This is a genomic window from Ralstonia pickettii (assembly GCF_001699815.1).
GTDB classification, from domain to species: Bacteria; Pseudomonadota; Gammaproteobacteria; order Burkholderiales; family Burkholderiaceae; genus Ralstonia; species Ralstonia thomasii.
In genome coordinates this window covers 305,277-323,991 of record NZ_MCGB01000057.1, presented here as the reverse complement: position 1 = coordinate 323,991, position 18,715 = coordinate 305,277, and the positions used below count along the sequence as shown (strand labels likewise).

The 18,715-nt window shown below is 64.7% G+C and carries 17 protein-coding genes; 5 read left to right on the top strand and 12 right to left on the bottom strand.

The genetic code is table 11. From position 1 onward, the window contains the following. Positions 1–12: 12 nt before the first annotated feature. The 6 genes from BEK68_RS09415 to xdhA form a co-directional block, all read right to left on the bottom strand. Positions 13–585, bottom strand: a complete 573-nt coding sequence (locus tag BEK68_RS09415; RefSeq protein ID WP_012436087.1) for a TMEM165/GDT1 family protein — start codon at positions 583–585, stop codon at positions 13–15. Between the two features lie 237 nt (positions 586–822). Continuing rightward, a complete protein-coding gene (guaD, locus tag BEK68_RS09410) occupies positions 823–2,157 on the bottom strand; it encodes a guanine deaminase (protein ID WP_012436086.1) in 1,335 nt (444 codons plus the stop codon). Positions 2,158–2,173: 16 nt separating this feature from the next. After that, complete coding sequence (locus BEK68_RS09405; RefSeq protein ID WP_012436085.1) at positions 2,174–3,211, bottom strand: adenosine deaminase; 1,038 nt, start codon at positions 3,209–3,211, stop codon at positions 2,174–2,176. Positions 3,212–3,213: 2 nt separating this feature from the next. After that, the gene (gene xdhC / locus BEK68_RS09400) at positions 3,214–4,248 is read right to left on the bottom strand and encodes a xanthine dehydrogenase accessory protein XdhC (protein WP_012436084.1); all 1,035 of its coding nucleotides are present in this window, start codon (positions 4,246–4,248) and stop codon (positions 3,214–3,216) included. 16 nt (positions 4,249–4,264) lie between these two features. After that, on the bottom strand, positions 4,265–6,631 hold the full coding sequence (gene xdhB, locus BEK68_RS09395) for a xanthine dehydrogenase molybdopterin binding subunit (protein WP_012436083.1): 2,367 nt from the start codon (positions 6,629–6,631) through the stop codon (positions 4,265–4,267). A gap of 4 nt (positions 6,632–6,635) precedes the next feature. Further along, complete coding sequence (xdhA, locus tag BEK68_RS09390) at positions 6,636–8,150, bottom strand: xanthine dehydrogenase small subunit (protein WP_012436082.1); 1,515 nt, start codon at positions 8,148–8,150, stop codon at positions 6,636–6,638. Between the two features lie 213 nt (positions 8,151–8,363). Between xdhA and BEK68_RS09385 the strand changes: the two genes are divergently transcribed. Beyond that, on the top strand, positions 8,364–9,311 hold the full coding sequence (locus tag BEK68_RS09385) for a LysR substrate-binding domain-containing protein (protein ID WP_004630872.1): 948 nt from the start codon (positions 8,364–8,366) through the stop codon (positions 9,309–9,311). Positions 9,312–9,355: 44 nt separating this feature from the next. Here the strand turns inward: BEK68_RS09385 and BEK68_RS09380 are convergent, their stop codons facing one another. Beyond that, complete coding sequence (locus BEK68_RS09380; RefSeq protein ID WP_012436081.1) at positions 9,356–10,204, bottom strand: substrate-binding domain-containing protein; 849 nt, start codon at positions 10,202–10,204, stop codon at positions 9,356–9,358. Between the two features lie 158 nt (positions 10,205–10,362). Between BEK68_RS09380 and BEK68_RS09375 the strand changes: the two genes are divergently transcribed. The 4 genes from BEK68_RS09375 to BEK68_RS09360 are packed head-to-tail and all read left to right on the top strand — an operon-like array spanning position 10,363 to position 15,123. Continuing rightward, positions 10,363–11,463: a substrate-binding domain-containing protein gene (locus tag BEK68_RS09375; RefSeq protein ID WP_012436080.1), complete on the top strand. Its 1,101-nt coding sequence runs from the start codon at positions 10,363–10,365 to the stop codon at positions 11,461–11,463. Between the two features lie 56 nt (positions 11,464–11,519). Beyond that, a complete protein-coding gene (locus BEK68_RS09370; protein WP_012436079.1) occupies positions 11,520–14,054 on the top strand; it encodes an ABC transporter permease in 2,535 nt (844 codons plus the stop codon). A 36-nt stretch (positions 14,055–14,090) separates the two neighbouring features. After that, positions 14,091–14,495 (top strand): group II truncated hemoglobin, encoded by a 405-nt coding sequence (locus BEK68_RS09365; protein WP_012436078.1) that lies wholly within the window; start codon positions 14,091–14,093, stop codon positions 14,493–14,495. Positions 14,496–14,544: 49 nt separating this feature from the next. Continuing rightward, positions 14,545–15,123 (top strand): DUF924 family protein, encoded by a 579-nt coding sequence (locus BEK68_RS09360; RefSeq protein WP_004630862.1) that lies wholly within the window; start codon positions 14,545–14,547, stop codon positions 15,121–15,123. 20 nt (positions 15,124–15,143) lie between these two features. Here BEK68_RS09360 and BEK68_RS09355 read toward each other — a convergent pair whose 3' ends face one another. The 5 genes from BEK68_RS09355 to BEK68_RS09335 all read right to left on the bottom strand — a co-directional run bounded on the left by BEK68_RS09355 (position 15,144) and on the right by BEK68_RS09335 (position 18,696). Next, entirely contained in the window at positions 15,144–15,740 is a 597-nt protein-coding gene (locus tag BEK68_RS09355) for a LysE family translocator (RefSeq protein WP_012436077.1), read from the bottom strand. Between the two features lie 6 nt (positions 15,741–15,746). Further along, positions 15,747–16,331 carry a TIGR00730 family Rossman fold protein gene (locus tag BEK68_RS09350; RefSeq protein WP_004630857.1) on the bottom strand — a complete coding sequence of 195 codons (585 nt, stop codon included), beginning with the start codon at positions 16,329–16,331 and terminating at the stop codon, positions 15,747–15,749. After that, entirely contained in the window at positions 16,328–17,038 is a 711-nt protein-coding gene (locus BEK68_RS09345) for a TetR/AcrR family transcriptional regulator (protein ID WP_004630855.1), read from the bottom strand. Before BEK68_RS09345 ends, BEK68_RS09350 begins: the two co-directional genes overlap by 4 nt. 137 nt (positions 17,039–17,175) lie before the next feature. Next, positions 17,176–17,640, bottom strand: a complete 465-nt coding sequence (locus BEK68_RS09340) for a diacylglycerol kinase (RefSeq protein ID WP_004630853.1) — start codon at positions 17,638–17,640, stop codon at positions 17,176–17,178. A gap of 12 nt (positions 17,641–17,652) precedes the next feature. Next, complete coding sequence (locus BEK68_RS09335; RefSeq protein ID WP_024541931.1) at positions 17,653–18,696, bottom strand: glycosyltransferase family 4 protein; 1,044 nt, start codon at positions 18,694–18,696, stop codon at positions 17,653–17,655. Between the last annotated feature and the right edge of the window lie 19 nt (positions 18,697–18,715).

Here is an 18,715-nt window from a genome sequence, read left to right as displayed (position 1 = left end):
GGCGCTGACTGGTTATTTACTCACGCCAAGCAGCGCCAGCACACCCAGCACCAGGAAGATCAGCGCAGCAATCCGATGCACCAGCTTGATCGGCATGCGCGACGCAAACTTGTTGCCCATCAGCACGGCCGGCACATTGGCCAGCAGCATGCCGACGGTGGTGCCCGCCACGACAGAAAGCACGTCGTTAAAGCGGGCGGCCAGTGCAACGGTCGCGATCTGCGTCTTGTCCCCCATCTCGGCAAAGAAGAACGCAACGATGGTGGTCCCCAGGATGCCCAGACCGCGCTGCGTCGTGGAGGGCGCTTCGTCGTCGTCGAGCTTGTCCGGAATCAGCATCCACCCGGCCATGGCGATAAAGCCCACGCCTAGGATCCAGCGCAGCACGTTTTCGCCGAGCACATGCGTGATCCAGCCACCGACAGCGCCGGCCAGTGCGTGGTTGACGAGGGTGGAGATGAAGATGCCGAGAATGATCGGCACCGGCTTGCGAAAACGCGCGGCCAGCAGGATCGACAGCAATTGCGTCTTGTCGCCGATTTCAGCGAGCGCGACGATGCCGGTGGAGACGAGAAAGGCTTCCATGTTGTTGTGGTGTCCGGGCCGTATGCGAACCAATGACGCGCCACTGCCGGCCCTGTCCGCAGTGGGTTGTCATCGGTCTCGCCAGGCGCGTCACCGGGTGCCGGGGTGGCACCCTGAGTGCGGCTGACCACGCCATAACCACCTGTCGTTGCGACGGCGGTCAAGTCTGTTGACGTGGCCCCCGGGGTATCGACCCCAGGCGGCTACTCCCCAATAGAAGCGAGGATTATAAATGGATCAGGCGTTGGCGCCAACCGCGAATTTGGCGGGCTCGCCCTGGATGTATGTGGCAGCCACGGCGCGATCCTCGCCCAGCAGCGCCAATGAGAACAGCAGTTCCTCCAGCGTTTCCGAGCGCGCATTGCGGCGGGCCAGCAGCGGCGTGGCTGCCGGGTCCAGCACGATGAAGTCGGCTTCCGCGCCCGGCACGAAGCTGCCGATGCGGTCTTCCCAGCCCAGAGCCTCAGCGGCGCCGCGCGTGGCCAGGTAGAACATCCGCAGCGCAGTCAGGTGATAACCGCCCATGCGCGCGACCTTATGCGCCGTGCCCATCGTGCGGAGCATCGAGAACGAGCTGCCGCCGCCCACGTCGGTCGCCAGCGTGAGTGCCAGGCGGTGTGCGTCGTTCTTGTGGAAGTTGTACAGGCCGCTGCCCAGGAACAGGTTGGAGGTGGGGCAGTGCGCGACGGCTGCGCCGGATTCGGCTATGCGCTGGCGGTCACCGTCGTCCAGCCAGATGGCGTGGCCGTAAAAGGCGCCTTTGCGCAGCAGGCCGTAGCGGTCGTAGACGTCCAGATAGCTGCGCGCGTCTGGGAACAGGTCAGCCACCCATTTCACTTCGTCGGGGTTCTCGGCGACGTGCGTCTGGATGAAGACGTCCTTGTATTGCTTGGCGAGTTCGGCGCAGGCCTGCAGCTGGGCTTCGCTCGACGTGGGCGCGAATCGCGGCGTGATGGCGTAAGCCAGGCGGTCCTTGCCGTGCCAGCGCGAGATCAGGTCAGCCGTGTCGCGCGCGCCGGATTCCGCCGTGTCGCGCAGGTATTCCGGGCAGTTGCGGTCCATCATCACCTTGCCCGTGATCATGCGCATGCCGCGTTGCTGGGCTTGCGTGAACAGCGTCTCGGCAGACCCGCGATGCACGGTGCTCCACACCATCGCGCTGGTCGTGCCGTTGCGCAGCAGTTCGTCGAGGAAGAACGAGGCGACGCCGGCGGCGTACTGCTCGCTTTCGAAGCGGCGCTCTTCCGGGAAGGTGTACGTCTCCAGCCAATGCAGCAGACCCGGCGACGGCGACGCGATGATGTCCGTCTGGGGGAAGTGGATATGAGTGTCGATGAAGCCCGGGACGATCAGCTTGCCGCTGTAGTCGTGCAATTGCGCGCCGGCCGGCAGGTCTTCACGTAGCGCGGCATAGTCGCCGGCCTTGATCACCTTGCCGCCCAAGACCACGAGCAGGCCGTCTTCCCAGTACTCATAGGCATCGCGCTCGCGATACTGCGGATCGTGCAGGAAATGCAGCACGCGGCCGCGGTAGGCGTGAACGGTGTTGGAAGTCGGAGGCATCGTGGTCATATCGTCTCGTGGATTTTTAGTGTGCGGCTTTCCAGTGGTCGTCGACCTTGGCGAGCCACAGGGCTTTGTCCTGTTCGGGCAGGAATGACGCCTCGAAGCTGTTGCGCGCGAGCGCGTGGGCATCGGCTGCAGACAGGTCGAGGGCGTTGAACGTGGCGAGCCAGTTGGTGTTCATGTAGCCGCCAAAGTAGGCCGGATCGTCGGAATGCAGCGTCACAGCGCAGCCGGCGTCCAGCAGTTGCTTGAGCGAGTGGTCGCGCAGGTCGGGGTAGACCTTCAGTTTTTCGTTCGACAGCGGGCAGACCGTCAGCGCGATGCGTTCGGCCGCGAGGCGCTTGACGAGCGCGGCATCGTCGATGGCGCGTACGCCGTGATCGATGCGCTCCACCTTGAGGATGTCGAGGGCGTCGATCACGTATTGCGCCGGGCCTTCTTCACCAGCGTGGGCGACCAGGCGCAGGCCGAGTTCCTTGCAGCGTGCGAATACGCGTGCGAACTTCTCCGGCGGGTTGCCGCGCTCGGACGAATCCAGCCCCACGCCGATGATGCGGTTGGCCGGATCCTGGATATAGGGCAGGGCCGCTTCGAGCGTGTCGAAAGCGTCTTCCTCGCTCAGATGGCGCAGGAAGCAGAGGATCAGCGCGCTCGAAAAACCATGCTCGCGCTCGGCGTCATCCAACGCGCGGACGATACCGTGAATGACCACATGCATGGGCACGTTGCGCGCGGTGTGCGTCTGCGGGTCGAAGAAGATTTCGGCGTGGTGGACGTTGTCGGCCAGCGCACGTGCCACGTATGCGGCGGTCATGTCGTAGAAATCCTGCTCGGTGAGCAGCACGCTGGCGCCGGCGTAGTACAGGTCGAGGAACGATTGCAGATCGTCAAAGGCGTAGGCTGCTCGCACTTCTTCCACGGACGCATACGGCAGCTTCACGCCGTTGCGCTCGGCCAGCGCGAACATCAGTTCAGGTTCGAGCGAGCCTTCGATGTGGATGTGCAGTTCAGCTTTGGGGCTGGTGGCGATGCGTTCTGCAAGCGCGGAGGAAATCGGCATGATCAGACAGGCGTGGGGACTCGGTAAGGGACCGCCGCGCCGCTGCTCGCGCTGGTGAGCGCATGCTGTTGCAGCTCTCGCACCTGCAGCAGTTGCGCGACGACGGATACCGCAATGATATCCGGCGCCTTGTCCACGATGCCCGCCACGCCAATCGGGCACACCATTTCCGGCAGGCGGGCCGGGTTCACGCCGTGCTCGACCATGCGGTGCTCGAAACGCGCGCGCTTCGTCTTGGAACCGATCAGGCCGAAGTAGGCAAAGTCCGTGCGGCGCATGATGCGTTCGCACAGCGCGAGATCCAACGCATGGTTGTGCGTCATGACCAGGAAGTAGCTGCCCGCGGGCGCGTGGTCGATCACGGCTTCCGGCGTATCGGTGGATTCGATGACGACGTTCGGCGGCACTTCCGTGGGAAACGGGAACATCGCATCCCGCTCGTCAACCCACGTGACGCGACAGGGCAGATGCGCCAGTGCGCGCACGATGGCGTGGCCGACGTGGCCCGCGCCACACAGTACGATCGACATGTCGGGCGGCAGCACGGTTTGGGTGAAGCCGCTGGCGTCGAGTTGCACGCCGGCTGCGGCTGCGTCGCCCACGCTCGCTTCAACCGCGACCGCCGGATCGGCGGAGACGATACGGCGCAGGCTGCGGCGTTGGCGCATGGCGTCGTCGGCCAGCGCGATCCACTTCACATCACGCGTGTCGAGTCGTTCAAGCGACAGCCGCACCACGCCGCCGCAGCATTGGCCGAGCGCAGGGCCGAGCGGAATGCGCACGAACTGGCGGCGCGCTTCGCCGGTGGCCTCGGGCGCGTCCATCATCGTCTGGGCGATTTCCATCGCGCGCCATTCGAGATGGCCGCCGCCGATGGTGCCGAAGAAGCCGTCGGTGCATACCAGCATCAGCGTGCCTGGTTCGCGTGGAGCAGAGCCCTGCACGTCCGTTACCGTGACCAGCACGCACGGCTGCGCCGCTTGCACGGTGGCGAGCACGTCGGCGAAGCGGAATGGACGCAGTTGCGTGTGGTCCATGGTCTGTTCTCCGAACTCAGGCGGACAGCGGGGCGCTGCGGATAGCATCCACGGCCTTGAGGATTTCTTCGCTGGTGGCCGGTGCGTTCAGCGGCGGATTCGTCCGGCCGTCGCCCACGGCGGCCACCGCATCGCGAATGGCGAAGAACACCGAGAACGGCAGCAGCAGCGGCGGTTCGCCAAGTGCCTTGGAGCGGTGGATGCTGTCTTCCACGTTGGCGTTGTTGAACAGATTCACGCGGAAGTCCGGCGGGCAGTCGTTGACCGTCGGGATCTTGTAGGTGGACGGCGCGTGCGTCATCAGCTTGCCGTTCTTGTTCCACCACAGCTCTTCGGTCGTGAGCCAGCCCATGCCCTGGATGAACGCGCCTTCCACCTGGCCGATGTCGATGGCCGGGTTGATCGAGCGGCCGGCGTCGTGCAGCACGTCGGCGCGCAGCAGGCGCCATTCGCCGGTCAGCGTATCGACCACCACTTCCGACACGGCTGCGCCATACGCGTAGTAGTAGAACGGGCGGCCCTTGAGCTTGGATTGATCCCAGTGCAGCTTGGGCGTGGCGTAGAAGCCGTCGGACCACAACTGCACGCGGGCAACGTAGGCTTTGCCGATCAGCTCGTCGAAGGGCACGCGGCGCGTACCGATTTCCAGATGGTCGCCCACGATCGCCACCGTCTCGATGGGCGCTTCGTAATGCTCGGCCGCAAACGCGATCAGGCGCTGGCGGATCTGGCGTGCGGCGTCTTGTGCAGCCTTGCCGTTCAGGTCGCTGCCTGTGGATGCCGCCGTGGCGGAGGTGTTTGCCACCTTGCTGGTGTCGGTCGCCGTGACGCGGATGCGCGTGAACGACACGCCCAGTTCGTGTGCCACGACCTGCGCGACCTTCGTGTTCAGGCCCTGGCCCATTTCGGTGCCGCCGTGGTTCACGAGGATCGAGCCGTCGTTGTAGACGTGCACAAGGGCGCCGGCCTGGTTGAAGTGCTTCACGTTGAACGAGATGCCGAACTTCACCGGCGTCAGCGCAAGGCCACGCTTGAGCACCGGGCTGGTCGCATTGAACGCGCGAATCGCTTCTCGGCGGGCGCGATAGTCGGACGTCGCTTCCAGCTCGTCCAGCAGTTCATGGATGACGTTGTCCTCCACCGTCTGGCCGTATGGCGTGACGTTGTTCTTGTCCTTGCCGTACAGATTGGCGCGGCGTACGTCGAGCGCATCCTTGCCGACCGAGCGCGCGATGTTGTCCATGATGTACTCGATGGCAAACGCGCCCTGCGGGCCGCCAAAGCCTCGGAACGCGGTGTTCGACTGCGTGTTGGTGCGCGCGCAGAAGCCGTCGATTTCCACCTCAGGCAGCCAGTAGGCGTTGTCGAAGTGGCAGATGGCGCGCGTCATCACCGGGCCCGACAGGTCGGCCGAGAAACCGGCGCGCGAGGTCATGTCGACCTTGACGCCCTGGATGCGCCCATCGTCGTCGTAGCCGGCTTCGTAGGCAAAGCGGAAGTCATGCCGCTTGCCGGTGATCATCATGTCGTCGTCGCGGTCCGGACGCAGCTTGACGGGGCAGGCGAGTTTCCATGCCGCCAGCGAAGCGCAGCAGGCGAACAGGCCCGATTGCGACTCCTTCCCGCCGAAACCGCCGCCCATGCGACGGCATTCAACCAGCACCTGGTTGGCGTGCCAGCCCAGCATGTGCGACACCATGTGCTGCATCTCGGTCGGATGCTGCGTCGAGCACCAAACGTGCATGCCGTTGTCTTCCTTCGGCACCGCGTACGAGATCTGGCTTTCGAGGTAGAACTGCTCCTGGCCGCCCAATGACATCTTGCCGGCTTCGGAGTGCGGCGCGGCAGCGATGCGCTCGGCGGGTTCGCCGCGCTTGAGGTGCATCGGCGGCAGCACGGACTTGCCGGCAGCGCGTGCCTCTTCAGGCGTCAGCAGCGGGGGCAGCACTTCGTATTCGATATTGCCCAGACGCGCTGCACGGCGCGCCGCATCGTGCGACGTGGCCACCACGATGAACATCGGCTGGCCGATAAAGTGCACCGTGTCGATCGCCAGGATGGGATCGTCATGGATGATCGGGCCGCAATCGTTCGTGCCCGGAATGTCGGCTGACGTGAATACCGCCACGACGCCCGGCGCAGCCTTCACGCGTTCCAGATCCATGTTGACGATGCGCGCATGCGCCTGCGTGCTCATGCCGAGCGCCGCGTGCAGCGTGCCGGCCAGCTCGGGGATGTCGTCGGTGTAGGTGGCGGTGCCAGCAACATGCAGGTGCGCAGATTCGTGCGGGCGCGAAATGCCCACCACAGCACCGCGCTGATCAGGCATGGCGGCAGCAATATCGGCTTCCGCCAGCAGGAAGGCTTCGGTTTGCTTGTTCATGTTCTTAGGCTGCCGTGAGGGTATTCAATTCGACTGCGCGCACATTGATCTGTTGGGGCCCGAGCGGCGCATCGGTGCGGGTTTCCAGCCAGAAGCGGTACACCGTGTTGGCAGCCGATACGCGGCGGTAGTTGTCGGTGGCGCGCATGTCGGTCAGCGGGGTGTAGTCACGCGACATGGCTGCCATGGCAGCACGCACCGTCGCTTCGTTCCACGGCTGGCCAACGATGGCGTTTTCCGTCTCCGTCGCGCGCTTGGACGTTGCCGCCATGCCGCCGTAAGCGATGCGTGCGCTGCGCACCATGTCACCGTCCAGCTCGATGGCCAACGCCGCGCACACGGCGGAAATGTCTTCGTCGAAGCGCTTCGAGAGCTTGTACGTACGGAAGCGCAGAGCATCGCGGCCCTCACGTGCGGGGATGCGCAGGCCCGCAACGAACTCGCCTTCTTCCATCGCGTTCTTCTGGTAGGCGAGGTAGAGGTCTTCGAGCGGCAACTCGCGGCGGACTTCGCCACGCTGCAGGACGACGCGCGTGCCGATGGCAATGAGCGCGGGTGCCGAGTCACCGATCGGCGAGCCGTTTGCGACGTTGCCGCCCAGTGTCCCGGCATTGCGGATCGGCAGCGAGGCAAAGCGCTTCCACAGCTCGGTCAGCTCCGGGTAGTCCGCGGCCAGGAATTCGTAGGCCTTTTCCAGCGAGACGGCAGCGCCGATCTCGATCCAGCCGTCACGCTTTTGCAGTGCGTACAGGTCGGCCACCTGGCCGATGTACAGGATGTCGCCCAGGTCGCGGAACTGCTTGGTGACCCACAGGCCGACGTCGGTGCTGCCGGCCAGGATGCGGATGTTCGGATGCGCGGCCTTGATGGCGGCAAAAGCTGATGCGGTGCGCGGTGCGTAGAAGCGCGGCGCATTCTCGGTGCCGACGGGCCCATAGCTGAAGGTGTCGTTGCGCTGCAGCTTGCGCAGCGTGTCGGCCAGTTGCGTGCGATCGATGCCTGCCGGCGCGGGCAGTTCGAACATGCGTTCGCCCGCGGCGATGATGGGGCGGTATCCGGTGCAGCGGCACAGGTTGCCAGTGAGCGAATCGCAGATGGTCTGGCGCGAGGGGATTGGCGCCTGGCTGCCGGTGTTTTCGTACAGGGCGTAAAGCGACATCACGAAGCCCGGCGTGCAGAAGCCGCACTGGGATCCGTGGCACTCCACCATGGCCTCTTGCACCGGGTGCAGCGTGCCGTCCTTGCCGCGCACGTCTTCCACGGTGAACAGCGCCTTGCCGTCAAGCGTAGGCAGGAACTGGATGCATGCGTTGACGGCCTTCAGTCCGACGCTGCCATCTTCCTGCAGTTCGCCGAGCACGACGGTACAAGCACCGCAATCGCCCTCGGCGCACCCTTCCTTGGTGCCAGTGCAGTGCGCGTCTTCACGCAGGTATTGAAGCACCGTCCGGGTGATCGGGGCGTCCGTGACGGTGCGGACCTGGCCGCGGTGGAAGAAGCGGATGGGCTGAGTCTCCATGGGGGTTCTACGCCTGTTTGTGTGTGTAACGGAACCATAGCACCGGGCCAGGAATGCAATATTTGGCCCATGTGATAACCCGCATCGGAAAGCCAAAATCCGGGGTATACCCGCCGGTAGCGGTCTGGCGGCGCGGCGTGCAGGTGACATACACTGACAGCGTCCTCAAGCACGTTTTTTAGAAGGGTCGGCGCAGCCGTTACCCGCCTCCAGATGCACGGCAAAGATCACCTCGATACCTATCTCCTGCGCGTTCTCTACACGCTGCTCACCGAGCAGAGCGTGACCCGTACGGCGGTCAAGCTTGGCCAGTCACAGCCGGCCATCAGCAACACGCTCAAGCGCCTGCGCGAGATCACCGGCGACGCCATTCTGGTGCGCGGCAAGAACGGCATGGTGCCGACCGAGCGGGGGCATGACTTGCTGTCGCTGGCCCAGCAAAGCCTGGAGGCGATGGAGCGCATCGCCCGACCTTCGCAGGATTTCGATCCCGGCAACACGACGCGCACGTTCCACCTGGGTGCACCGGACTATCTTGATGCCTTTTTCCTGCCCAACATCGTCGAGCGCCTACGCAAGCAGGCGCCGCACGCCAAGTTGGTGGTGCATCCGCTCAATGCCGGGGTCGACTACCTGGCCGCCCTGGAGCAAGGCGGCATGGACCTGGTGATCGGCAACTGGCTTTCACCGCCCGAACATCTGCACATTTCACCGCTGTTCGACGATGAAGTCGTCTGCATGCTGGGCGCACAGCACCCGCTGGCGCGCAAGGGCATCTCGCTCAAGCACTATGTGGAGATGCCCCATCTGGCGCCTGCGCCATATGCCGTCATGCAGCGCAGCATGATCGATCAGGCTCTTGCGGAGCAGGGGCTCAAGCGGCAGATCCAGGTGTCGCTGCCGTATTTCGGGCTGGTGCCATATGTGCTGATGCGCACCGATCTGGTGTTCACCACCGGCCGCCAGTTCGCCGCGCACTGCGCCCAGTATTTGCCGATCCGCATCCTGCCGACACCCATGGCATTTCCCAAGATGCGCTTCTATCAGCTCTGGCACGAGCGCAGCCACGCGGCGCCCGATGTGATGTGGCTGCGCCGCATGATCGGCGAAGTGGCGGCCGAGTTACCGCAGCATCCGCAGTTGGAATCGGCGGTGGCCTGAACTGAACCGCCGTCGTCCTGCCCTGCGGCGGGGCAGGCAGGAAGCTATTTTCCGGTTGCGACCGCCTTCCCGTAGTCCGGGAAGAACACCTGCTCTCCGTTGACCTTGAAGTCGGCAATGACCTGCTGACCGGCGGGTGACGTGATCCATTCGATCAGCTTGGTTGCATCGGTGTAGTTGACGCTCGGGTATCTCTTCGGGTTGACCGCGATGATGCCGTAGGGGTTGAACATGCGCGGGTCGCCGGCCAACACGATGTCGAGACCCGTTTTGGCACGGTAGGCGCCGTAGGTCGCGCGGTCGGACAGCGTGTAGGCGTTCATCTGCGCGGCCATGTTCAGCACTTCGCCCATTCCGAGCCCTGCGCTCACGTACCACGGCTTGCCATTCGGGGCGATGTTGGCGGTCTTCCAGTAGGCCTTTTCCATGACATCGGTGCCGGAGTTGTCGCCGCGCGAGATGAACTTGGCGCCGGCTTTCTCGCCAGCCGCAGCGATGGTCTCCATCCCCTGAATGACGTTCTTCTGGCCGCGCACGTGAGCCGGGTCCGTGTCTGGGCCGACGAGGATGAAATCGTTGTACATCACGTCGCGGCGGTCGATGCCACCCCCTGAGGCGACGAAGGCGTCTTCCAGTGGGCGGGCGTGCACCAGCACCACATCCACATCCCCCGATTCCCCCAACTTGACCGCCTTGCCAGTGCCAACGGCAATCACCTGCACATGCACGCCGGTGGCGGCCTCAAATTTGGGCAACAGGACCTTCAGCAGACCGGAATTCTCTGTGCTGGTGGTGGTAGCCATACGGAGATCACTAGCATATGCGGCAGTGGCAACCGCGAGCGTCAGGCAGATGAGAGCAGATAGCCGAAGGGCTTTGGACAATCGGGGCATGTTGTGGGGGCTAGCGCGAAGGCGTGGACGCTTTATGTCGGATGCTGCATGATGGCGGCAACGTCGGGGGCAGCCAGCGACCACGAGATGCCCGCCCCGCAACGAGCAGAATTGTTCTCCCGGGGTACGGCGGAAGTAAATAGGAAACCATAAACATAATGACATTCCAGTTCGAGGTATTTCCGGTGGTGGGGCCGGACGACAACCCGCGTGCGAACGGCAAGGTGTTCCAGTTACTGCGGGCGGTGCGAGAGACGGGGTCGCTACACCGCGCGGCGAAACAGGTGGGGCTGTCATACCGGCACGCCTGGGGCGTGATGCGGTCGTGGGAGGAGATGCTTGGCCGCGCGCTGCTCGACATGGAGCGGGGCCGGGGCGCCTCCCTCACGCTTTTTGGTGAGCGCATGCTGCGCGCCGAGATGCGCCTGCGCGAGCAGCTCGATCCGGCACTGCATCAGGCCATGAGCCAATTCCTGTCCGAGCTGGAAGACGCCTCGCAGTCGCAGGCGCGCATCCGCTTCTCGGGCAGCCATGACCCGGCCGTGGAACTGCTGGCCGAGACGTTTGCGCGGCAAAGCCCCGGCGCGCACATCGATACCGTGTTCTGCAGCGCCGTTGAAGGGCTGATCTGCCTGCAGGAAAAGCAATGCGAGGTAGCCGGCTTCTATGTGGCGCCGCAGCAAGGCGCGGGCTCGATCGCGCACCAGACCTTGCGCAAGTGGCTTCGCCCGACCGCCGTGCGCCTGATCGCCCTGGCCGATCGCGAGCAGGGACTGATGATGTCGGCGGAATGGGCGGGGCGGGTGCAGTCGCTGGGGGATCTGGCGCGCACGCAGGCGCGCTTCATTAACCGCCAGCGCAGTTCGGGCACGCGTTTGCTGTTCGATCAGTTGCTGGTGGCGGCCGGGCTGTATCCCGACCAGATCCACGGGTACGACGAGCAGGAATTCTCCAGCGACAAGATCGCCGTGGCCGTGCAGGAAGGGCGGGCGGACGTCGGCTTCGGCCTGCGCCCTGGCGCCGAAGCGCACGGTCTGCATTTTGTGCCGCTGACGCGCGAAACGTACTACCTGGCGGTGCGCCGCAACGACGCACTGTCGCCCTGGGTGCGCGAGCTGATCGAGCGCATCGGGCAGCCGGCCTTCCGCGAAGGTCTGGGCCATCTCGCCGGCTACCGGCCGACCGAGCACGTTTCGCTGCTGACCGCAGAGCAGGCGCTGCCCTGGCACGCTGACGAGGCCCGCGCGCTCGCCCGCTGAAGTCGTGCGAACATGGCGGGGTTTGCGCCATCGGGCGCCTCGTCCATGTTCTGCCCATGTCACGTTTCTCCGTCTGGACCCAAGCCGTGCGCATGCTGCGCCGCGACTGGCGCGCCGGTGAACTGAACCTTCTGCTCGTCGCCCTGGTGCTGGCTGTGGCCGCGCTGGCGTCCGTCAGTTTCCTGGCCGACCGCATGCATGCCGGCCTGGAGCGTGATGCGCGTCAGCTGATCGGCGCGGATGTGCTTGTCGTGTCCGACCAGCCGCTGCCGCCCGACATCGAGGCGCATGCGCATGCGAGCGGCCTGCGGGTCACGCATACCGCCACCTTCCCCAGCATGGCGAGCACGTTGACCAGGGGCGCATCGGGCGAGCCCGCTTCGCAACTCGCTGCCATCAAGGCCGTCGACATGGGCTACCCGCTGCGCGGCACCCTCAAGGTGGGCGATGACGGGCGAGATACCGTGGGCGCGCCAATCCAGGGCATTCCCGCCGCAGGCACGGTGTGGGTGGACGCGCCGCTGCTAGAAGCGCTCGGCATTCGCGTGGGCGATGCGATACGTCTCGGCACGCGCACCTTCAAGATCGCGCATGTCATTACCCAGGAACTCGATCGCGGCGCGGGCTTCATGAATTTCGCGCCTCGGGTGATGCTGCCGATGTCGGACCTCGGTTCGACGGGCCTCGTCACCTACGGCAGCCGTGTCACGTATCGCCTGCTGGTGGCGGGTCCGGATGCCGCTGCCGGCACGTTCCACACCTGGGCCGAGAACGAAGCGAAGACGCGCCAGTTGCGTGGCGTGCGCGTTGAATCGTTGCAGAACGGCCAGCCGCAGATGCGCGAAACGCTGGACCGCGCCGAGCGCTTCCTCTCTCTCGTCGCCTTGCTGGCGGCCATGATTGCCGCAGTGGCGATTACGATGGCCGCGCGCCGCTACACCGCGCGCCATACCGATGCGGTGGCCGTCATCAAATGCCTTGGACTCAAGCAACGGCAGATTCTCGGCACGTTCGCACTGGAGTTCTTGCTGATCGGCGTGATGGGTTCGGCGGTGGGCGTGGCGCTGGGTTATGGCGCGCACTGGTTATTACTGGCGTCGCTCGGCGACCTGGTCACGGTGCCATTGCCCGCGCCATCCGCCTGGCCTGCGATCGTGGGCGTGACGGCGGGGCTGGTGCTGCTCATCGGCTTTGCGGTGCCGCCGTTGCTGGGCCTTGTGCGCGTGGCGCCGCTGCGCGTGCTCCGGCGCGATGTGGCGGAGCGCGCGGTTGCCGCATGGATCGGCTATGCGCTGGGTGCGGCGGCGTTCTTTGCGCTGCTGGTCGTGTCTGCGCGCGACGTGAAGCTTGGCGCGCTGACCGCTGCCGGGTTTGCCGGCGCCATCGTCGTCTTTGCGCTGCTGGCTGCAGGCGGGTTGCGCGCGCTGGCGGTGTCTTTGGGGCGTGGTCGAGCGCTCAGTGTGGGTTGGCGCTTTGCGCTCGCCGTGCTGGAGCGCCGTCGTGGCGTGAGCGTGCTGCAGACCGTGGCACTTGCGGTCGGTTTGATGGCGCTGCTATTGCTTGCCATGACGCGCAATGATCTGATCCGCTCGTGGCACAACGCCACCCCGGCCGATGCGCCCAACCGGTTCATCATCAATATCCAGCCCGATCAGATGCAGGCGGTGGCCCAGGCCCTCGCCCAAGCCGGCGTGGCGGACCCAACGCTCTACCCGATGGTGCGCGGGCGCCTGACGCAGGTGAATGGTCAGGTGATCGACCGCCAGACCTATGCCGAATCGCGCGCCCGCAATTTGGTCGAACGCGAATTCAACCTGTCGTACGCGACCACGCAGCCGCCTGAAAATCGCATCGTTTCCGGCCAATGGTTCAGTGGACAAAAGCCCGAGGCCTCGGTGGAAGAGGGCATTGCCAAGACGCTCAATCTCCATCTGGGTGACGTGCTGCGCTTCGACGTCGCCGGGCAGACCGTGGATGCGCCCATCACGTCATTGCGCAAGCTCGACTGGAGTTCGATGCGCGTGAATTTCTTCGTGATCCTGCCGCCCGTGGCGCTGCACGATATGCCGCAGACGTACGTGACCGCGTTCCGCATTCCCGCCGGGCAGGCCGATCTGCCGGCAAAGCTTGTGCGCGAGTTTCCGAACCTCACGGTGGTCGATACCGAACTGATCCTGCAGCAGGTGCAGGGCGTGCTGGACCAGGTGACGGCGGCGGTGGAATTCCTCTTCGTCTTTACGCTGGCGGCGGGTGTGCTCGTGTTGTATGCAGCGCTCTCCGGCTCGCGCGACGAGCGCTTGCGCGATGCCGGCGTGCTGCGCGCGCTGGGTGCGGGCTCCAGCGTGGTGCGGCAGACGCAGTACGCAGAAGTGCTGATCGTTGGCGGCCTCGCTGGGCTGATGGCCGGCGTGGGCGCGATCGCCATCGGCTGGGTGCTGTCGGCGTATGTGTTCGATTTTCCGTATCGTTTCAACCCGGCAATCCTGCCGGTGGGCATCGTGAGCGGCATGGCGTGCGCCTTTGTTGGCGGCTGGTTGGGCTTGCGCGACGTGCTGCGTCGCCCGGCCATGGCAACGCTTCGTGACGCGTGACGACGCCTGGATTTTTCTTGATGTGACTGACGCTGTATGACTGACGCAACTTCCGGCCAGGAATCCCTGGCGTTCGACCTCATTGGCGGCGAAGCGCGTGTGCGCGAACTCGTTGACCGCTTCTACGACCTGATGGACCTGGAGCCCGAGTTTGCCGTGCTGCGCGCGCTGCATCCGCAAAGCCTGGATGGTTCGCGCGACAAGCTGTTCTGGTTCCTGTGCGGCTGGCTGGGCGGCCCGAATCATTTCATCGAGCGGTTTGGTCACCCGCGCTTGCGCGCGCGCCATCTGCCGTTCGAGATCGGCACGCAGGAGCGCGATCAATGGATGCGCTGCATGGCGCTCGCCATGCAGGACATTGGCCTGGACGAAGCCCTGCAGATGCGCCTGATGCAGGCGTTCTGGCAGACCGCCGACTGGATGCGCAACGTGCAGCGCTAGGGTGGCGCGCTAAACCGCACCTCACAAGAACACATTCAAGGAGACCCCGATGATCGGTTTGCCCACCGCCGACGATGTGCTCGCGTTCTGGTTCGGCAACGCGCCGCTGCTCGACGCAAGGCCGGAATGGTTCACCAAATCCGACGCGTTCGATGCCGAGATCCGCGCGCGCTTCCTGCCGCTGTGGGAGGCGCTTTCCACGGGCGACGCCGACACCTGGATGGACACGCCGCTCGAAGCCATCGCGCGCATCGTCGTGCTCGACCAGTTCTCGCGCAACATGTTTCGCGGCACCGCCCGCGCGTTTGCCAGCGATGCGGCTGCGTTGCACACCGCGCAGATCGTCGTGGCCGCAGGATGGGACGCGCAATTGCCAACGCGCCATCACCGCGTGTTCTGCTACCTGCCGTTCGAGCACAGCGAGGCGCTGTCTGCGCAGGACGAGTCGATTCGCCTCTATACGCGCCTGCATGATCAGGAAGGCGACGCGGACTCGCTCATCTGGGCGCAGAAGCACCGCGAGATCGTCGCGCGCTTCGGGCGCTTTCCGCATCGCAACGAAGCGCTCGGGCGCGTTTCCACGCCCGAGGAAGTTGTGTTTCTGATGCAGCCGGGGTCGTCGTTCTAGGCTGACGGCGCTTTTCCCGCTTAGCGGCTCAGCACCGAATACATCAGCGTTCCCGAGAAAGTGAGCAGGACCAGTGCTGCGCCGCGCAACAGTTTAGGCGTATGAGACGCCCATGAGCGCCGCGCCGTGAGGAGCATACCCAGATACGACCAGCCGATGGCAATGGGCACCAGCACGACCAGGAACGTGGCCATGGTCCGCCCAAAATCGGCTGCGGTCTGGAATGCCGCAAGTGGAAAGAACGTGCTTCCAAACAGCAGCGCTTTCGGGTTCATCAGCGTGGTGACGAACATGTCGCGCAAGCCCACCGGATTTGCCGCAACGTGCTGCAGCGCACCGCTTTGTCGCCAGATCCTTGCGGCCAGGTAGAGGATGTAAGCAGAACTCAGCAGCTTAACGATGGCCGGTAGCGACGGCCGGCTGACCGACAGGGCGCTCAGGAAGAATCCCCACAGCGAGATTGACGTGACATAGCCCAGCGCCTCGGCGGCAATGAGCGGGCTCGTCTGCCGCACGCCCACTTTGAGGCCGGACGAGAGCAGCAGCGTGTTCGTGGGCCCCGGCATGATCAGCACCAGGGCCACATACAGCGCCATCGTCAGCAACGGATCCTGCATGAAGCCCTACGTGCGCTCGCGACGTTCAGACCACTTGTCGACCGTCTCGCGCGGCGCACGCGCCAGCATGTCGATCAACGCGGCAGGATCGTTGCTCACGTGCAGCAGATCAGCGTGGTGGCGCTTGAGGAAGCCTTCCTGCACGGCATGGTCGATGAAGGCGAGCAGCTTGTCGTAAAAACCCGCCACGTTCAGCAGGCCGATTGGCTTGTTGTGATAGCCGAGCTGCAGCCACGTGAACGTCTCGAACAGCTCTTCGTAGGTGCCGACGCCGCCGGGCATGGCGATGAAGGCGTCTGCACGGTCGGCCATCATCTGTTTGCGCTGGTGCATGCTGTCGACGATGTGCAGTTCGGTCAACTCCTTATGCCCGACCTCCTTGCGCACCAGCGATTTCGGGATGATGCCGATGACCGGGCTGCCGCCGTGCAGCACCGCGTCGGCCACCACGCCCATCAGGCCGACGTTGCCGCCGCCGTAGACGAGCGTGAGGTCGCGCTTGACCATCTCATTGCCGAGCGCGATGGCGTTGGCTTTGTATTCCGGGCGCTCACCCGGGCTGGAACCGCAATAGACGCAGATCGATTTCATTGAGCAGGAGTGGTGGTGCCGGGGTTGCCAATGGGCGGATCGTTGCTGCGGCTGACCGCCAGCAAATCAAACGCTCGCCGCGGCTTGCCGCGCAGGTAAGGCGCGAGGATCGACAGGATGTGGTAGCTCACGCCGTGCAGGTGGTCACGGATAGCGTTCGGGTCGTTGTACTGGCGCGGGTGCTGTACGAACTGGAACGACAGCCAGTAGGTGGCGATCACGACGATGTTGGTACAGATGACGTCGACTTGCTCGGCCGTGGCTTCCATCTCGCCGTCTTCGATGAACTGGTGGCAGATGTCCATGGCGAAGTGGCGCTTCTGCTCGACGATGCGCTTGAAGTTCAGCTCGAGCATGCGGTTGCGCGCGAGCAGATCGTTGATGTCGCGGTACAGGAAGCGGTAGTTCCATAGAAACTCCGACATGTACTGCAGGTAGCCCCACGTTTCGTCGAGTGTGGCCTTGTGGTCATCCGGCAGCTTCAGGCGACGGGCGATCTCCTGCTCGAACTGCACGAAGATCGAGTTGATGATGTCGTCCTTGTTGCGGAAGTGGTAGTACAGGTTGCCCGGGCTGATCTCCAGCTCTTCGGCGATCGTCGTGGTGGTGACGTTGGGCTCGCCCAGTTCGTTGAACAGGCGCAGCGACACTTCGAGAATGCGATCGCGCGTGCGGCGCGGGCCGGTGGAATGCTGCTTGGTTTCCATTGAACTGCCAAGGCCGGTGGCCCTGTCTCCGTGGCGTATTGGTGCCCGGATTATAAGAGATCGTGCTTGTGCAACGACCCCCACATGCTGTGGGGCAGGCATTACCAAACGTTGTCGCCGGCTTTTCGCTGGTGTTCCTAATGCAACAGCGACGCCACCCACGGCCAGGCGATCGCCACCCAAGTCCCCACGCACAGCAGCAGGGCGAGCATGACGGCCGCGCTGCCGAAATCCTTGGCGCGCTTGGACAGCCCGTGCTGCTCCAGCGAGATGCGGTCAACGGCCGCTTCCACGCTCGAATTGAGCAGTTCGACAATGAGCACCAGCACCAGCGTGCCGAGCATCAGAATGCGCTCGACCACCGTGGCGGGAATCACGAACGCGCATGGCAGCAGGATGGCGCACAGCGTCAACTCCTGGCGGAACGCGCTTTCCTCGTCGATGGCGAAGCGGATGCCGCTGATGGAATTCTTGAGCGCAAACCACGCCCGCGTGATGCCGCGATTGCCCTTATGCGGGTTGTCGGCCGGCGAGTACGCACCGGCCGCGGGCGGTGCGGGCGGATTTTCCAGTCGCTTGTCCGGCGGGGTGGTGGGCTTCATGGAATGCAAGGCTCAGGCACCCGCGGCGGTAGTTGGCTCGGCGGCCTTGGTATTGCCGGCGGGTGCAGCGGGCATTGGCCGCAGGTGCGCAAGGAATTGCTCCGAGGCGGCACGCCACGAAAACTTCTCGGCATGAGAACGTGCGGTGACGCGGTCGATGCGCAGCGCTTCCAGGCAGGCTTCGCGCAGGTCTTCGCGCAGCGCGCCGGCCGGCGAATCGCCCAGCACGTCGATCGGCCCCGTCACCGGATACGCGGCCACCGGCAGGCCGCTGGCCAGCGCTTCCAGCAGGACCAGGCCGAACGTGTCGGTGCGGCTCGGGAAGACGAACACATCGGCCGAGGCGTACACCTTGGCCAGCTCCGGTTGCTTGAGCACGCCGAGGTAGCTGACGTTCGGGTACTTCGTCTTCAGACCGGCCAGAGCGGGGCCTTCGCCCACCACCCATTTGGAGCCCGGCAGATCGAGTTCCAGGAAGGCTTCGACGTTCTTTTCCACCGCCACTCGGCCGACGTACAGGAAGATCGGATGGGCGGTGTTGAGCACGTTGCTGCGCTGGGCGGTGAAGATGTCCAGATCCACGCCGCGCGTCCACAGCACGCCGTTGGTGATGCCGTAGTCAGCAAGGTCTTTCAGCACCACGGGCGTCGGCGCCATCACGGCCTGCGCGGGGCTGTGGAACCAGCGCAGAAAGCGATACGTCCACGCCAGCGGAATGCCGAAGCGCGCCTGCACGTACTCCGGAAAGCGCGTGTGGTATGCCGTCGTGTAGGGCAGCTTATGGCGCAGCGCGTAGGCGCGTGCAGCCAGGCCCAGCGGGCCTTCGGTGGCGATGTGCAAGGCCTGCGGGGCGAACTTTTCGATGCGCTCGCGCACGCGCTTGGAGGGCAGGATCGACAGGCGGATTTCCGGATACGTCGGGCACGGCACCGTCTTGAATTCCAGCGGCGTGATCATGTCGACGATGTGCCCCATGGCCTCCAGCTCGCGGCGCGTCTGGGTGAGGGTGCGGACGACGCCGTTGACCTGCGGTTCCCAGGCATCGGTGACGATCATGACTTTCACGGGCTCTCCT

Excerpts from the sequence above, each read along its gene's own strand:
- BEK68_RS09340 (WP_004630853.1), bottom strand. The coding sequence starts at position 17,640 with ATGAAGCCCACCACCCCGCCGGACAAGCGACTGGAAAATCCGCCCGCA.
- BEK68_RS09360 (WP_004630862.1), top strand. The coding sequence starts at position 14,545 with ATGATCGGTTTGCCCACCGCCGACGATGTGCTCGCGTTCTGGTTCGGC.
- BEK68_RS09355 (WP_012436077.1), bottom strand. The coding sequence starts at position 15,740 with ATGCAGGATCCGTTGCTGACGATGGCGCTGTATGTGGCCCTGGTGCTG.
- BEK68_RS09385 (WP_004630872.1), top strand. The coding sequence starts at position 8,364 with ATGCACGGCAAAGATCACCTCGATACCTATCTCCTGCGCGTTCTCTAC.
- BEK68_RS09375 (WP_012436080.1), top strand. The coding sequence starts at position 10,363 with ATGACATTCCAGTTCGAGGTATTTCCGGTGGTGGGGCCGGACGACAAC.
- xdhC (WP_012436084.1), bottom strand. The coding sequence starts at position 4,248 with ATGGACCACACGCAACTGCGTCCATTCCGCTTCGCCGACGTGCTCGCC.
- xdhB (WP_012436083.1), bottom strand. The coding sequence starts at position 6,631 with ATGAACAAGCAAACCGAAGCCTTCCTGCTGGCGGAAGCCGATATTGCT.
- BEK68_RS09335 (WP_024541931.1), bottom strand. The coding sequence starts at position 18,696 with ATGATCGTCACCGATGCCTGGGAACCGCAGGTCAACGGCGTCGTCCGC.
- BEK68_RS09365 (WP_012436078.1), top strand. The coding sequence starts at position 14,091 with ATGACTGACGCAACTTCCGGCCAGGAATCCCTGGCGTTCGACCTCATT.
- BEK68_RS09370 (WP_012436079.1), top strand. The coding sequence starts at position 11,520 with ATGTCACGTTTCTCCGTCTGGACCCAAGCCGTGCGCATGCTGCGCCGC.
- BEK68_RS09380 (WP_012436081.1), bottom strand. The coding sequence starts at position 10,204 with ATGCCCCGATTGTCCAAAGCCCTTCGGCTATCTGCTCTCATCTGCCTG.
- BEK68_RS09350 (WP_004630857.1), bottom strand. The coding sequence starts at position 16,331 with ATGAAATCGATCTGCGTCTATTGCGGTTCCAGCCCGGGTGAGCGCCCG.
- guaD (WP_012436086.1), bottom strand. The coding sequence starts at position 2,157 with ATGACCACGATGCCTCCGACTTCCAACACCGTTCACGCCTACCGCGGC.
- BEK68_RS09405 (WP_012436085.1), bottom strand. The coding sequence starts at position 3,211 with ATGCCGATTTCCTCCGCGCTTGCAGAACGCATCGCCACCAGCCCCAAA.
- xdhA (WP_012436082.1), bottom strand. The coding sequence starts at position 8,150 with ATGGAGACTCAGCCCATCCGCTTCTTCCACCGCGGCCAGGTCCGCACC.
- BEK68_RS09415 (WP_012436087.1), bottom strand. The coding sequence starts at position 585 with ATGGAAGCCTTTCTCGTCTCCACCGGCATCGTCGCGCTCGCTGAAATC.
- BEK68_RS09345 (WP_004630855.1), bottom strand. The coding sequence starts at position 17,038 with ATGGAAACCAAGCAGCATTCCACCGGCCCGCGCCGCACGCGCGATCGC.